Genomic DNA, 15,559 nt, shown 5'->3' on the forward strand with positions numbered 1-15,559 from the left:
GGATTTATGTGCCGCCGGGCATAAATGATTGAAAACAGACATTTAGTTTGAAGATCGGCAGCAAATACCGGTTGCTGTCTCGATGGTATTGAAGCGAGATAACATCGATTGACGTTAAAATAACACATCATTATGATCACCCAATATGCAGACCTCCTAATAGGGCCACACAGAATTCCCCGTAGGCCAAATCCGGCGAGGGATTGACAGCGATGCAGGGATGTGAAAATTTTTGCACACAAAGATAATAATATCATCCTGGGGAGGAGATGGCTTGAAATCCGGCGGAACCGCTAACCGCGACCATGAATCCAGCCTCGCCACCCGCGCGGCCTGGCTTCACTATGCCGGCGGTCTCACACAGGCCCAGGTGGCCAAACGGCTCGGCTTGACCAGCCTCAAGGCGCATCGGCTCATCACCCGGGCCACTCAGGATGGCCTGGTCAGAGTGATCATCGACGGCGACGTCGGCGAATGCATCGACCTCGAGCAGCAGCTGATCGATGCTTACGGGCTCGATTACTGCGAGGTCGTTCCTGATCTCGATCAGGACGATCTGCCTCTTAAGGCGCTTGGCATCGCCGGCGCGCAGTTTCTGAAGCGCGAGATCGATCGCGGCGAGGACATGCTGATCGGCGTCGGCCATGGTCGTACCCTCGCGGCAAGCGTCGAGTATCTGACGCGCACCGCCGCCGCCCATATCCGTTTCGTCTCGCTGCTTGGCGGCGTGACGCGCAAATTCGCGGCCAACCCGCACGATGTCATGCATCGCCTGGCCGAGCGGACAGGCGCGCAGGCCTATGTGATGCCGGTGCCTTTCGTTGCCAACACCGCCGAGGACCGTGAGGTGCTGCTTGGCCAGCGCGGCATCAGCGATGTCTTCGCTCTCGCAAGCCGATCCGACCTGATGTTCGTCGGCATAGGAACCGCCATGCGGGAAGCCTCGCTGGTCGCTACCGGCATGATCGAACATTCCGAAATCGATGAGGTCAAACGTGACGGTGGCGTTGGCGAGCTGCTCGCTCACTTCTTCGATGACAAGGGACGCCCGGTGGAAACGGCGCTGTCGGAGAGAATTCTGGCGCTTCCGCGGGATCAGTTGAAAGGCCGTAGGATTGTCGCCGTCGCCGGCGGCAAGGTGAAAGTGCGCGCGATCAAAGCGGTGCTCGAAAGCCGCTATCTGAGCGGCCTGATCACCGATGAAAGCACTGCACGCGCTCTTGTCGAAAAGAACCAGTCCAATGGTGCAAAGCCCCATGTGAACGGAGGATCGTCAAATGCGTGACAACGGCAGATCTGCCTTGCAGGTGGTTGCGTCATGAGTGCGAAGGCTGCCACCGCATCGACCCGGCAGGCCTCGCCCGGCTTGCGTCGGATACTGGCTGGCGTCGCGGTCGTTGTCCTGCTTGGCGCCATGGCGCTCGACACCAAGGTGGTCAGGATCGGCTCCGCCGGTGACGTCCGCAGCGCCGTCTTCTCCGCCGCGGATTACGGCAAGTCGGAATTTCCCAAGGTGCAGGCCGATGTCGAGACCCGTGCCGCCGACGCCGTGACAGTGGCGACGGCGATCGCCAAGGACAGGGCGACGGCCGAGAAGGAATACGGCGTGCCCGCAGGTGTCGGGCCAGTCATTTCGGTCAAGTTCACCGGCGTTGTCGGCGAAGGAAAATCGGGCATCTACAAGGTCGCAGTCGACGGTTTGCCCGACACGTTGATGATCCGCGTGCAGACGGGACCGGCGATCAACGGCACCGAACTGCGCGACGCCACCGGCAAGATCACATTCGGCCAATTCACCAACCAGATCGAATACCAGGACGCCGGCTCGGCGCTGAACAACGAGATGAAGAAGGAAGTCCTGGCAAAGGTCGACACGAGCACCTTGGCCGGCAAGACCATTTCGGTTGTCGGCGCGTTCAAGCTGGTCAATCCGAAGAGCTGGCTGGTCACTCCCGTGAGGCTGGACGTCAAATGAAACTGGCTGCGAATGGCGACGCCGTGCTTTCGGCGCGCAACATCGTCATGTCGTATGGCGGCGTCCATGCCCTCAGGGGCGTCAATTTCGACATCCATCGCGGCAAGGTCACGACGCTGTTCGGAGAAAATGGCGCCGGCAAGTCGACGCTGATGAAGATCCTGTCCGGCGTGATCACGCCGACATCCGGCGACATCGTGCTCGACGGCAATCTCGTCAGTTTTTCGTCGTCCTCGGACGCGCGCGATCGCGGCATCTCGATCATCCACCAGGAACTCAGCCTGGCGCCGAACCTGAGCGTACGCGACAACATCTTCATGGGCCGCGAACTGCGCACCAGAACCGGCCTCGATTTCGCCGAGGAATCGCGCCAGGCGCGCGCACTGATGGCCGATCTCGAAGAGGACATCGATCCGATGACCCTGGTCGAGGATCTGCGGCTGGGCCAACAGCAGATCGTCGAGATCGCGCGGGCGCTGTCGGTCGATTCGCGCATCCTGATCATGGACGAACCGACCTCGGCGCTCAGCGCGACCGAGGTGGAGGTGCTGTTCAAGGTGATCCGCGATTTGACCAGCCGTGGCGTTTCCATCGTCTACATATCGCATCACCTCGAAGAAGCCCTGCAGATCACCGATTACGCCGTCGTCCTGCGCGACGGGGCAATAACGGCGACGGCCGAAGCCAAGGATATCGACCTCGAATGGATCGTGCGAAACATGGTCGGCGAGAACTTCGATCTCGGCTCGCCGCCGACCGGTCATGCGTTCGGCGAGGTCGCCCTGTCGATCGAGGATGTCAGCGTCGTCGACACTTCGGGCTCCGGTTATTCCGTCGTTGATCATCTGTCGCTGGACGTGAGAGCGGGCGAGATCGTCTGCATCTATGGGCTGATGGGCGCCGGGCGCACGGAATTGCTGGAAGCCGTCGCCGGACGGGTACCGATGGCGGGCGGCCGCGCGCTTCTGGAAGGCGAGGACGTCTCGGGACTGAGTATTGCCCAGCGCATCGCCAAGGGTCTGGTGTTGGTCCCCGAGGACCGTCAGCGCGACGGGCTGGTGCAGACCATGACCGTCGGCCGCAATCTCTCGCTTGCCAGCATCGAAGCGTTCGCAAAGGGGCTATTTCTGTCCCGCACCAGGGAGCGTGGGCTGGTCGAGGATTCGATCCGCAAGGTGACCATCAAGACCGCCGGTGGCAACGCCATGATCGGATCGCTTTCGGGCGGCAATCAGCAGAAGGTCGTTATCGGCAAGATGCTGACGACCAACCCCAAGGTCATCCTTCTCGACGAGCCAAGCCGCGGCATCGATGTCGGCGCCAAGGCCGAGGTTTTCCGCTTGCTCAGCGAACGCGCCGCGCAGGGCCTTGCGGTCGTCTTCTCGACCTCTGAGGTCAACGAGTGCCTCAGCATCGCGCACCGCGTCGTCGTCATGCGCCGGGGCAGGATTTCAGCCCAGTTCGGCGCCAACTCCACCAAAGAGCAGATCATGGCCGCCTCCGGCGAAGCCGTGGTCGCCTGATCACCAGGAATTTCGGAGCCCAGACCATGACCGATGTCAGCCAGGCCAGAAAACAATCCAGTCCAAGCGCGGGCGGCGAAGGCTTCGATCTCGCCAAGCTGCTGCTCGAGGGCCGCGCTTTCTTTGCCCTGATCGTGATCATCGTCGTCTTCTCGTTCCTGTCCCCCTACTACCTCTCGGTGGCGAATTTCCTCACCATGGCCTCGCATGTCGCCATCTTCGGAATTCTCGCTGTCGGCATGCTGCTCGTCATCCTCAATGGCGGCATCGACCTGTCGGTGGGATCGACGCTCGGGCTTGCCGGTGTGGTTGCCGGTTTCCTGATGCAGGGCGTGACGCTGACCTGGCTGGGCGTCGTTCTCTATCCGCCGGTCTGGGTGGTCGCCGTGCTTGCCTGCATGCTGGGCGCCGTCGTCGGGCTGATCAACGGCGTGCTCATCGCGCGCTTCAAGGTTCCGGCCTTCGTCGCGACACTGGGCGTCATGTACATGGCGCGCGGCCTGGCGCTGCTGATGACCAGTGGCCTGACCTACAACAATCTCGGTGGTAAACCGGAGCTGGGAAACACCGGCTTCGATGCGCTTGGCTTCAACCGCCTGTTCGGCGTGCCGACCGGCGTCGTGGTTCTCGTGGTCATCGCGCTCATCGGCAGCATCGTCTTGAACCGCACCGCCTTCGGGCGCTGGCTCTATGCCTCGGGCGGCAATGAACGCGCGGCCGAACTGTCCGGCGTTCCGGTCAAGACGGTGCAGATTTCCGTCTATGTGCTGTCAGGCATCTGCGCCGCCATTGCCGGCCTGATCCTGTCCTCGCAGCTGACATCGGCAGGACCGACCGCGGGCACCACCTACGAACTGACGGCCATCGCGGCCGTCGTCATCGGCGGCGCGGCACTGACCGGCGGGCGCGGCAACATCCGCGGAACCCTGCTCGGGGCCTTCGTCATCGGCTTCCTGTCCGACGGTCTCGTGATCATCGGCATCTCATCCTACTGGCAGACAGTGTTCACGGGCGCGGTCATCGTGCTCGCCGTGCTGCTCAATGCCGTTCAGTATCGCCGCCGCAGCAAGCTCCTAAGCGCGACAGGTGGCCAACCGACTTCTCAGAAACGGGGGAAGGCCGAAGCGGCCAATCCTGCCCAAGGGAAGACTGCCAGGTGAACTGGCAGCAACACCGCGTAATCATTGGAGGAATATACATGAAAACCATACTGAAAAGTCTGCTTGCGGCCGCGATGGTCGTCGGGTTCACGGCCGCCGCTTCTGCCGCGGGTCTGATCTCGATCATCGTCAACGATCCGGCCAATCCCTACTGGCTCACCGAGGGCAACGTCGCCAAGGCAGAGGCCGAGAAGCTCGGCTATACGGCCAATGTCGGCGCCCACAAGGGCGACACCAACACGGAAAGCAACCTGATCGACACCGCCATCACCAACAAGTCGGTGGCCATCATTCTCGATCCGGCCAACGCTGACGGCTCCGTCGGTGCGGTGAAGAAGGCGATTGCCGCCAACATCCCGGTTTTCCTCGTCAATGCCGAGATCAACCAGGAGGGCCTCGCCAAGGGGCAGCTCGTCTCCAACAACGCGCAGGGTGCTGCTCTCGGTGCCCAGCAGTGGGTGCAGGCGGTCGGTGAAAAGGGCAAATATGTCGAACTGCTCGGCGCCCCGTCGGACAACAACGCCGCGACGCGCTCGAACGGCTACGCGACTGTGCTGAGCCAGTATCCGGACCTCGAAAAGGCTGCTTCACAGGTCGCCAACTGGGATCGTACCCAGGGCCACGACAAGATGCAGAGCATGCTGCAGGCCAATCCCGACATCATTGCCGTGATCAGCGGCAATGACGAAATGGCTCTTGGCGCGGTTGCGGCGCTGAAGGAAGCCGGCAAGCTGGCTGGGACCAAGGTCGGCGGCTTCGACGGCTCCCCGGATGCGGTTGCGGCGATCAAGTCCGGCGAACTGCAGTACACTGTGCTGCAGCCGGTTGCCATCTTCTCGGCCAAGGCCGTGCAGCAGGCGGACTCGTTCATCAAGACCGGCGCCACAGGCGCGGCGACCGAGAAGCAGCTGTTCGATTGCCTTCTCATCACCAAGGACAATGTCGACAAGTACACCGCACCCTTCGTGCTGTCGGAGTGAAACCTGAACAGGGGGTGTCCTTGCGGACACTCCCTGCCTCTTCTGCGAAATCGCCCTCGTGAACTGCCTTCTTAACCAACCGGAATTTGCGGCATGAAAGACCTGCTGATCGGCATCGACGCGGGAACGTCGGTGATCAAATCCGTCGCTTTCGATCTGTCCGGGCGGCAGCTCGCCATGACGTCGGTGGCCAACAGCTTCGTCACGCTGGAAGGCGGCGGCGCCGAGCAGGACCTCGACCAGACGTGGCGCGACATGGCGCGGACCGTGCGCGATCTGGCGACCAAAATCCCCGACCTCGCGCAACGAACCGCGGCGGTTGCCATCACCGGGCAGGGCGACGGAACCTGGCTGATCGATGGCGACGGCCTGCCGGTCTCGCGCGCATGGCTGTGGCTCGACGCCCGCGCCGGACATCTGGTGGACGAGATGCGTGCCGATCCCAGGGATCGCAGGCGATTCGAGTTGACCGGCACGGGACTTAATTCCTGCCAGCAGGGTGCCCAGCTTGCCTTCATGAAAAAGAACAGTCCGGCCATGCTGGAGCGGGCTGCCACCGCATTGCATTGCAAGGATTGGCTCTATTTCAAGTTGACGGGCGAACGCGCCACCGACCCCTCCGAAGGAACATTCACTTTCGGCGATTTTCGGTCGCGCACCTATTCCGACGAGGTCCTCGACATCCTGGATCTGACGACGCATCGCCGCCTTCTGCCTCCCATGCTGGAAGGCACCACCGACCATCATGCGCTGTCGCGATCGGCGGCAGCAGAGACCGGCCTGCTCGCAGGCACGCCGGTGGTGCTGGGTTACGTGGATATGGTCATGACGGCTCTCGGAGCCGGCCTCTATGATCCCTCAGGCAATGTCGGCTGCACGGTGATTGGCTCGACCGGCATCCACACGCGCTTCGCAGCCGCTCCCGGCGATGTCGTGCTGAACGATGATGGCTCCGGCTACACCATCGCCATGCCTATTCCAGGCGGCTTCGCACAATTGCAGTCCAACATGGCGGCGACGCTCAACATCGACTGGCTGCTTGGCCTGGCGCGCGACGTGCTCGCCACGGCTGGTGGCAAACCTTCTCATGACGAGTTGCTGAAGGCACTCGATGTCTGGGTGGAAGCATCCGAGCCGGGATCGCTGATTTACCAGCCTTACGTATCGTTGGCCGGCGAAAGAGGGCCATTCGTCGACCCCGACGCGCGCGCGGGATTCATCGGCCTTTCGGTCAAGCACGGCTTTGGCGATCTGGCGCGCGCCGTCCTCGAGGGATTGGCCTTCGCGGCGCGCGATTGCTACCAGGCGATGGGACCCGTGCCGGGCGAGATTCGCCTGTCGGGCGGCGCGGCGCGCAGCCCGTCCCTACGTCGCATCATCGCGGCGACGACACGGGCGCAAGTCCGAACGAGCAGCCGCCAGGAAGCCGGCGCTGCAGGTGCCGCGATGATGGCCGCGGTCGGGCTGGGCGTCTATGACTCGATGGAAGACTGCGCCGCCGAGTGGGTGACGCCGCTTCTCGGCGACTGCGATGCCTATGACGAGGCGCTTTCGCAAACCTACGATGCGCTCTTCCCTTCCTTCGTTGCGGCGCACCGGGCGCTTCGGCCGGTGTGGAAGGGCATGGCGCACCGCACAGGAGCAAGATCTTGAGCAATCCAACAGATGTCGTCGATCTCTTCGTGATCGGCGGCGGCGTCAATGGGGCCGGCATAGCGCGTGACGCGGCAGGGCGCGGGCTGTCTGTTATCCTGTGCGAAAAAGACGATCTCGCTCAAGGCACCAGCTCGCGCTCCGGCAAGCTGGTGCATGGCGGTCTGCGCTATCTGGAATATTATGAATTCCGGCTGGTTCGCGAGGCACTGATCGAACGTGAGGTTCTACTCGAGGCGGCGCCGCACATCATCTGGCCGATGCGCTTCGTTCTTCCGCACAGCCCGCAAGACAGACCAGCCTGGCTGGTCCGGCTCGGACTGTTTCTCTACGACCACCTTGGCGGCCGCAAGCGGCTGCCGGGAACAAGGACACTTGATCTGAGAACGTCACCGGAAGGCGCGCCGATCAAGGACGAATTCAAGCGCGGCTTCGAATATTCCGACTGCTGGGTCGATGATGCGCGGCTGGTGCTGCTCAACGCACTGGACGCCAAGCAGCGCGGTGCAAAGGTGCTCACGCGCACAGCCTGTGTCGCGGCGCGCCGTGAAGACGGACTGTGGTCGATCGATATGCAGGATGGCCGCACGGGTGCGATCACGAAAGTCGGGGCGCGCGCACTGATCAATGCGGCAGGGCCATGGGTCAACGACATTGTCAGCCGCGTCGCTGGGCAGAATTCCACCCGCAATGTTCGCCTTGTGAAGGGCAGCCATATCGTCGTGCCCAAATTCTGGGAGGGGCGGCAGGCCTATCTCATCCAGAATAACGACAAGCGGGTGATCTTCGTCAACCCTTACGAGAACGATCTGGCGCTGATCGGCACCACCGACATTCCCTACGAAGGCAGGCCCGAGGAAGTGGCCGCCGAGGCAAGCGAAGTCGATTACCTGATCAAGGTGGTCAATCGCTATTTCAAGCGGCAGCTGACGCCTCAGGACGTGGTCTACAGCTTCTCCGGCGTGCGTCCGCTCTATGACGACAATGCCGATAATCCAAGCGCGGTGACGCGCGACTATATTTTCGAACTCGACGCCTCCAATGGCAACGCGCCACTGCTTTCGGTGTTCGGCGGCAAGATCACCACCTTCCGCAAGCTCTCCGAACATGCGCTGGAAAAGATCCGGCCGTTCTTTCCGACGATGACGAAAGCCTGGACGGCCAAAATTCCCTTGCCGGGCGGCGACCTGCCGAACGCAGACTTCGAACAGTTCCTAAGCGACTTGCATTCCGAGTTTTCATGGCTCGGCCCGTCGCTGGTGAAGCACTACGCTCGAAGCTATGGAACCCGTGCCAGGCAATTGCTCGCCGGTGCACAAAGCGCGGCGGATCTCGGCCGCCGCTTCGGCCCCGATTTTTATGAACGGGAGGCAAAGTTCCTGGTCGAGACCGAATGGGCCGGCACATCAGCCGATATCCTGGAGCGCCGCACCAAACACGGCTTGCATATCAATGCAGCCGAGCGGAACGCATTCGAAGACTGGTTCAGCAACATCATGGCAACTGCAGACTGATGGCTTTCACGCTTTCTCTCAACACCAATCCCCTGGTCAACCGCTTCGCCGATCCAGACGATTTGATCGACACGATCGCCTATGGCATCGGCATCCGGGACGTGCAGCTGACGCATGAATTCGTCAATCCGGGCTGGCCGGCGGCAACGATTGCCAAATTCCTGCGCCTGTTCAACAGCGCCCTGGCGAGGACCGGCGTCAGGATCACCTCCGGCATGACCGGACCCTATGGCAGGCTCAACCATTTCGGCCATCCGGACGCGGATGTCCGGCGCTACTATGTCGATTGGTTCAAGACATTCGCCGACATTTCCGCCGAACTCGGCGCGTCAGGCATGGGCACGCAGTTCGCCATCTTCACCTACAAGGATTTTGACGATCCGCAACGGCGGGCAGCACTTCTCGACATCGCGCTCGAATGCTGGCGCGAGGTGGCCGAACATGCCAAGGCGACGGGCCTGACCTACCTGTTCTGGGAGCCGATGTCGGTCGGCCGCGAGTTCGGCCACACGATCGAAAGCTGCGTCACACTGCAAGGCGCCATCAATGCGGCGAACCTGCCCATTCCGATGCAGATGATGGTCGATATCGATCATGGCGACGTGACCTCGCCCGATCCGGCCGATACCGATCCCTATGCCTGGGCGAAGGCGTTTCCATTGCAATCGCCGATCATCCATATCAAGCAGTCTTCCATGAACAAGGGCGGCCACTGGCCGTTCACGGCCGCCTACAACAAGGACGGCCGCATTGTTCCGCAAAAGCTGCTGGATGCGGTTCGGCAGGGCGGCGGAACCGACAACGAAATTTGCCTTGAACTTTCCTTCAGGGAGAGAGAACCAGTCGATCATCAGGTTATCGAGATGATCCGCGAGTCGGTGGATTTCTGGGCGCCTCATATCGACAGTGGCCGCGACAGTCTCAAGCCTCAAGCTTGAGTGAAATGCCGGCTCGACGCCGGTACTGGTGGCCAGGAAAACACGCGTTGAAGGAGAAAAGAATGACCCCATATTGGGTCGGCACGAGTTGGAAGATGAACAAGACGCTGTCGGAGGCGTTGCAGTTCGCCGATGCGCTGGCGACCTTCGTGCCGGGTTCTGATCAGGCGATACAGCCCTTCGTCATCCCGCCGTTTACCGCCGCGCGCCAGGTCAAGGCGGCGCTCGCCAAGACCCGCGTGAAGGTCGGTGCCCAGAACATGCATTGGGCCGACGCCGGCGCCTGGACTGGAGAGGTTTCGCCGGTGATGTTGAAGGATTGTGGGCTCGACCTGATCGAGCTGGGCCACAGCGAGCGCCGCGAGCATTTCGGTGAAACGGATGCGACAGTGGGACTGAAGACGGCGGCTGCGGTCCGGCACGGTTTCGTTCCGCTGATCTGCGTCGGCGAGACGCTGGCCGAGCGAGAATCCGGCCGCGCCGATGAGATTTTGACCGCCCAGGTTCTTGGTGCGCTGCGAGGCCTTGAGGGCAATGCACTGTCAGCAGAAATCCTCTTTGCCTACGAGCCCGTCTGGGCGATCGGCGAGAAGGGCATTCCCGCAAGCGCCGATTATGCCGACAGGCAGCAGGCGCTGATCAAGAAGGTGGCCGCCGACCGGCTGCAAGCTGCCCCGCCCGTGCTTTACGGCGGCAGCGTCAATCCCGGCAACGCAGCCGAACTGATCGGCCAGCCCCATATCGACGGCCTGTTCATCGGCCGCTCCGCGTGGCAAGCGGTAGGCTATATCGACATTCTGGAAAAGGCGTCGGCCGCCATAGCGCGCTGACCACGAAGCAAAGGAGTTCATCACCATGAAGATCGCACTCGGAGCCGATAGCGCCGGCAAGCCGCTGCTCGATGTCATCGCCAAGCACCTCGCCGGCAAGCCGGAACTGCAGGTCGTCGATCTCAGCCAGGCTGGGTTCTACGCCGATATCGCCGCCGCGGTCGGCCACGAAGTTCTCGACGGCAACTACGACCGGGCCATCCTGTTTTGCGGCACAGGCATCGGCGTTAGCATATCCGCCAACAAGGTACCGGGCATTCGTGCCGCATTGACCCACGACACCTATTCCGCCGAGCGCGCCGCCAAGTCCAACAACGCCCAGATCATCACCATGGGCGCCCGCGTCATCGGTCCGGAACTGGCGAAATCGATCGCCGACGCATGGCTGGCCTCGGAATTCGATCCGAACGGCCCCTCCGCCGCAAACGTGCAGGCCGTCGACAAGCTCGACGCCAAGCGCTGACGCGAGGGACCTGCTGAGTTAACTGGTCAAGGCGACCCGCATCGCCTCGATCACGGTCACGGCGGACGCGGCGCCTGGGTCCATATGCCCAAGCGAGCGCTCGCCGAGGCGGGAGGCCCGGCCCTTGGTGGCGATCATCGCCTTGGTCGCTTCTGCGCCTGCCTTTGCCGCCTGCGCGGCAGCCTCGAGACTGGCCGCCAGATCCTTGCCGGAAGCCAGCGCTTCGCCCGCCGCTTGCGCTGCAGGCGCCCATGCATCGATCATCGTCTTTTCGCCAGGTTCAGCTTTGCCGCGATCCTGAATGCCCTTGGCCATGGCCTGGAACAGCGCGACCACCTCCGCGTCGTCAAGCGTCGTCTTGCCCTTGACGGCTGCCGCGCCGCGCATGAACGCGGTGGCATAGAGCGGGCCCGAGGAGGCGCCGACCGCGTTCAGGAACGACTTTGCTGCCGAGTTCAGCAAAGTCGTCGGATCGGTCGCCCCGGTGTCGAGCGCGGCCACCGCATCGCGTGCCGCGGAAAATCCAAGCTCCATCGCGATACCGTGGTCCGCGTCGCCGATAACCCCGTCAAGCGCGCACAGCCTGTCCCTGTCGGCTGACATGGCGTTTGCGATCGCCGCGAACATCGCAACAAGGCGGGCAGTGTCGATTGTCATGTCTTTGTCCTTGCCGCAGAGAAGGTTAGCCGGCGCGAAACATGGCGCAATCGCACGGGTGGTCCAGCATCGCCTGCAACTCGCCGTCCAGCCGATGCAAGGTGATAGAGGCCCCCGCCATTTCGAGCGAGGTGCAGTAGTTGCCGACCCAGCTTGCGTGGATGGACACACCGACATCATCGAGCCTCTGCTTCACGCGCCGGTTCATGATGTAGAGTTCCATCAGCGGCGTCGAGCCGAGCGAGTTGACCAGCACGGCAACCTTGTCGCCGCGCGTCGGCGCCATCTCGCCGAGGATCCTGTCCAGCCTCTCGTCGGTGATCTCGTCGGCCGTCATGAGCTTTCCGCGCGCAATGCCTGGTTCGCCGTGGATGCCCATGCCGATTTCCATCTCGTCCGGCCCGATCTCGAAATTCGGCCGGCGGGTCTGCGGCAAAGAGCAGGGCGACAGCGCCACGCCCATGGTGAAAGTGTGGTCGTTGGCCTTGCCGGCGATGCGCTCGCATTCGTCGAAGGACAGCATCCGGTCGCAGGCGGCGCCGGCCGCCTTGAAGATGAAGAAATTCCCGGCGACGCCGCGCCTCTTGTGCCGCTGGTCACGCGGTGCCGAAGCAACGTCGTCGGTGCTCAGCACCGTTCGCACCTCGATGTCGTCCATGGCCGCCATCTCGGCGGCCATGTCGAAATTCATCACGTCGCCGGCATAGTTGCCGTACATGAACAGCACGCCGGCGCCGCTGCTGGCTGCCTTGGCACATTCGAGGATCGGGTCCGGCGGCGGCGAGGCAAAGACATTGCCGATGGCCGCCGCGTCGGCCAATCCCTTGCCGACGAAGCCGAGGAAGCTCGGCTCATGACCCGAGCCGCCACCAATGACGAGGCCTACCTTGCCCTGGCGCGGCCCGTCGCGGGCGATGATCGAGCGTGGACTGCCATCCACGCTTTTGAGATGGCGAGGATGTGCGGCGAGAATGCCTTCCAGCATCTCGTCGACGGCGCGGTTGCCGTCGTTGATGATCTTCTTGGTCTGCACCGGCATCCTCCCGATTTCCGTATTTTCGCTGATGATACCGGGTGTTATCGGGATTTCCACCCAGCAAGACGTATTTCACACGTTGAGGTGTTTCGCGCAGCGGCACCTGAATCTAGCTGCTGGTCCTTTCAGTCGCCGAGGCCGTCACGGATGGCTGAGAAATAGCGATCTGATCCGACCTGACCGCCCTTGAGCGCAACCTCCAGTTCGTCGATCGCCTTGATGCGCGAATGGGCAACGCAAAGCGGGGAGCCCGGCGAAGCGGGCAGCGGCATGCGGATTGTCAGGGCATCGACACCCATCTCGCCGAGTGCATGGCTCGACGTGTCGCCGCCGGCAACGACCACGCGCCGCAGGCTCTGTTCGGCCGTCAGGCTACGAAGGATTTGTCCAAGGCCGCGGCCAAGTCTGTGGCGGGCGCCTTCCTGCCGGTCGATTTCGGCGCCCCTGTCGGCAGTGGGGCCAAGCGCGGTGTAGAGGATGACGCTGCGCCCGGCTTGCAGACTGGCACGGCCGCTTGCCGTCGCGCGCGCGATCGCCTGCTGTGAGGCCTGCGAAACCAGTTCAACCGGATCGACCTCGATGCCGTCGAAACCGTCGGTCAGGGCATGCCGAATCTGCCGTTCGGTGGTCGGCGAGCAACTGCCCGACACGACGGCTATCCGGTCGGCAGTGCCCGGCGGCGTGAAGCCTTGTCCGGCGCTGACGATGCCATTCGAAGCCCATTCGCCCAACAACGCATACTCGATCCCGGACGAGCCGACGACAAAAGAACCGCCCCGCTTGCGAACGCGCCACAGCTCCTTGCCGGCCAGGGCTTGCGTCTCCAGATTGTCGACATCGACAAGCACGATTGCGGTGCCGTTTGCGGTCAGGCGATCGAATGCCGCCGACCGCGACGCGGACTGTAGCGTCGCAAGATCGATCAGCCCGGAACTCAGCGCCGTCTGCCGCGACAAATGGATCAGCAGATCGGACTCATCCATCGGCGTCGTTGGGTGGCGGCTCATCACCGGGTGGCGGTCGATGCGAAAATATTGGTCGCGATATGCTGCGAACAGATGGCCGAAGGCGGTGTAGCGCTTGAGCTGCGGCGCACCGACAAGCAGCGGCACGCTGTCCTGCGCGAACACCGAGCGGCCGATCTCGATGGCCCGGCCGATGCTGCCGATCGTCGGGCTGGAATCGAAGGTGGAACAGACCTTGTAGTGGCAGATTGCGGCATTGAGCGTCTTCAGCCAGGTGAAGGCATCGCGCAGATGCGCATCCATCCAGTGCGGCGTCTCGCTGCGGCTGGTGCCGGCCAGTCCGATCGCCTGGCAATGCGCGAAGCGCGACAGCAAGGCCTCGTCCGGCTGGCGCATGAACAGCACGGTCGGCACGCCGCCGAGCTCGAGCGCCTCCATGACATCGGTCGAGCCGGTCAGGTCGTCGCCATAATAGCTGAGAAGCAGGTCTTGCATGCCTCAGGCCGCCTTGCCGTCGCCGAATTTTTCGATCGACCGCGCCAGTTCAGGGTGGCTCAGGGCGAAGTCGGCAAGTGGAATGCCGTCGACCGCCGCCTGCCAGGCTTGCTGCACGGCACGCACGCCGGCGCCCGGCCCGTCCGGATGGCTGACGATGCCGCCGCCGCAGAGATAGAGAAGATCGACCGTCCGCCCTGTCCGCGCATATGTCTCGGGTGCCTGCCCGCCCCACTGGCCGGAGCCCGCCACCGGCAAGGCGCAGTCCTCGGGTGAAAAGATCGGTGTTGTCACGGCCTTGAAGGATTCGACGAAAGAGTCATCCGGCTCCCAGTATTTCGAGGCGATGCCGTTGATCTGGAACTGGTCGACGCCGAGCAGCCGCCAGAACTGCTGCCAGACCTTGAAGTCCATGCCGAGGCCGGGGTGACGGGTGAGGATGTCCCAACCGTTGCGATGGGCGTGCAGCACCAGGCTGGAGCGTTTTCTCAGGAAGGCCATGCCACCGAAACCGATCGAATTGATGTTGACAACAGCGCAATTGCCGCCGGCCTTCACAACCAGATCATGATTGCGCATCATCTCGTCCGGGTCGGCATGCGAGATGCCGAAGGCATACATCGCTTTCTTGCCGGTCTTCTGCTCGTGATCGAGGATGAGCGGCATGATCGCCTTCACCCGTTCCGACAGGGGCGAATAGGCCGGGCTCATCAGCTTCTCATCGTCCTTGATGAAATCGACGCCGGCGGCGATCAGTTCCGCCACCATTGCCGCCGTCTCCGGCGGCCGCAGCCCGAGCGCCGGCTTGACGATCGTGCCGATGATCGGGCGGTCCGTCACACCGGTCAGCCGGCGGCTGCCGGCGACACCGAATTGTGGGCCGGGGTGGGCACCGCGAAAATCCTTCGGCAGCTTCATGTCGACGACGCGAATCCCGGAGAGGCCCTTGATCGAATAGGTGCCCCCGATGGCAATCGTCATCAGCGCCGAGAGGTCGGTGCCGATGGCATCGAAGGGAAAGGCGATGTCGACATCGGCGCGCCTGAACGGCCCGTCGCCGGCATCGGGAAGGGACGGCCGCTCGGCATCGGGTAGAGGTCGTATCGCCAGCACGCGCGCCGCCACCCGGGCCTTCAGCTCCTCGGTCTCGCCAGGCAGCGCGACGAAGGTGCCGGTCGACTGGTCGCTGGCGATCTTGGCGGCCAGCGCTTCGATGCTGCCAGGCGTTTCGATGCGATAGGTGAGGGTGATCATGGTCTGTTGTCTCACGCCGAGCATTCGAAAAAGTGTCGATAGCGAATTAAGTTGTCCGGTTTAGGTAGCACACGAGTTGTCCGCTGCTTCTGGTTTTGTTCTGCTGGCCGCCGAGC

At 62.8% G+C, this 15,559-nt stretch carries 14 protein-coding genes; 10 read left to right on the top strand and 4 right to left on the bottom strand.

What is annotated here, in order from left to right; all coding sequences use genetic code 11:
* The first annotated feature begins 274 nt into the window (after positions 1-274).
* From NKH57_RS21635 to derI, 10 genes are all read left to right on the top strand, one after another.
* Positions 275-1,285 (top strand): sugar-binding transcriptional regulator, encoded by a 1,011-nt coding sequence (locus NKH57_RS21635; protein WP_352600691.1) that lies wholly within the window; start codon positions 275-277, stop codon positions 1,283-1,285.
* Positions 1,286-1,414: 129 nt separating this feature from the next.
* Positions 1,415-1,975, top strand: coding sequence for a DUF2291 family protein (locus tag NKH57_RS21640; RefSeq protein ID WP_502904089.1), 561 nt, complete (start codon positions 1,415-1,417; stop codon positions 1,973-1,975).
* Positions 1,972-3,498 carry a sugar ABC transporter ATP-binding protein gene (locus NKH57_RS21645; protein ID WP_352600687.1) on the top strand — a complete coding sequence of 509 codons (1,527 nt, stop codon included), beginning with the start codon at positions 1,972-1,974 and terminating at the stop codon, positions 3,496-3,498. The genes NKH57_RS21640 and NKH57_RS21645 overlap by 4 nt, the downstream gene beginning before the upstream one ends.
* A gap of 26 nt (positions 3,499-3,524) precedes the next feature.
* The gene (locus NKH57_RS21650; protein ID WP_352600685.1) at positions 3,525-4,658 is read left to right on the top strand and encodes an ABC transporter permease; all 1,134 of its coding nucleotides are present in this window, start codon (positions 3,525-3,527) and stop codon (positions 4,656-4,658) included.
* A gap of 38 nt (positions 4,659-4,696) precedes the next feature.
* Entirely contained in the window at positions 4,697-5,638 is a 942-nt protein-coding gene (locus NKH57_RS21655; protein ID WP_352947092.1) for a D-ribose ABC transporter substrate-binding protein, read from the top strand.
* Positions 5,639-5,731: 93 nt separating this feature from the next.
* Positions 5,732-7,291 (top strand): FGGY-family carbohydrate kinase, encoded by a 1,560-nt coding sequence (locus tag NKH57_RS21660; RefSeq protein ID WP_352947095.1) that lies wholly within the window; start codon positions 5,732-5,734, stop codon positions 7,289-7,291.
* Complete coding sequence (locus NKH57_RS21665; protein ID WP_352947098.1) at positions 7,288-8,805, top strand: glycerol-3-phosphate dehydrogenase; 1,518 nt, start codon at positions 7,288-7,290, stop codon at positions 8,803-8,805. The genes NKH57_RS21660 and NKH57_RS21665 overlap by 4 nt, the downstream gene beginning before the upstream one ends.
* Complete coding sequence (locus NKH57_RS21670; protein WP_352947101.1) at positions 8,805-9,743, top strand: sugar phosphate isomerase/epimerase family protein; 939 nt, start codon at positions 8,805-8,807, stop codon at positions 9,741-9,743. Before NKH57_RS21665 ends, NKH57_RS21670 begins: the two co-directional genes overlap by 1 nt.
* A 62-nt stretch (positions 9,744-9,805) precedes the next feature.
* Entirely contained in the window at positions 9,806-10,573 is a 768-nt protein-coding gene (locus tag NKH57_RS21675; RefSeq protein ID WP_352947104.1) for a triose-phosphate isomerase, read from the top strand.
* Between the two features lie 25 nt (positions 10,574-10,598).
* On the top strand, positions 10,599-11,036 hold the full coding sequence (derI, locus tag NKH57_RS21680) for a D-erythrulose-4-phosphate isomerase (RefSeq protein ID WP_352947107.1): 438 nt from the start codon (positions 10,599-10,601) through the stop codon (positions 11,034-11,036).
* An 18-nt stretch (positions 11,037-11,054) separates the two neighbouring features.
* Here derI and dhaL read toward each other — a convergent pair whose 3' ends face one another.
* From dhaL to oiaX, 4 genes are all read right to left on the bottom strand, one after another.
* Entirely contained in the window at positions 11,055-11,693 is a 639-nt protein-coding gene (gene dhaL / locus NKH57_RS21685; RefSeq protein ID WP_352947110.1) for a dihydroxyacetone kinase subunit DhaL, read from the bottom strand.
* Positions 11,694-11,718: 25 nt separating this feature from the next.
* On the bottom strand, positions 11,719-12,726 hold the full coding sequence (locus NKH57_RS21690) for a dihydroxyacetone kinase subunit DhaK (RefSeq protein ID WP_352947113.1): 1,008 nt from the start codon (positions 12,724-12,726) through the stop codon (positions 11,719-11,721).
* Between the two features lie 128 nt (positions 12,727-12,854).
* Entirely contained in the window at positions 12,855-14,189 is a 1,335-nt protein-coding gene (locus NKH57_RS21695) for a four-carbon acid sugar kinase family protein (protein ID WP_352947116.1), read from the bottom strand.
* 3 nt (positions 14,190-14,192) lie between these two features.
* Entirely contained in the window at positions 14,193-15,443 is a 1,251-nt protein-coding gene (gene oiaX, locus NKH57_RS21700) for a 3-oxo-isoapionate-4-phosphate decarboxylase OiaX (RefSeq protein ID WP_352947128.1), read from the bottom strand.
* Between the last annotated feature and the right edge of the window lie 116 nt (positions 15,444-15,559).

Origin of the sequence: Mesorhizobium sp. M1050, assembly GCF_040318715.1 — a bacterium.
GTDB lineage: Bacteria > Pseudomonadota > Alphaproteobacteria > Rhizobiales > Rhizobiaceae > Mesorhizobium.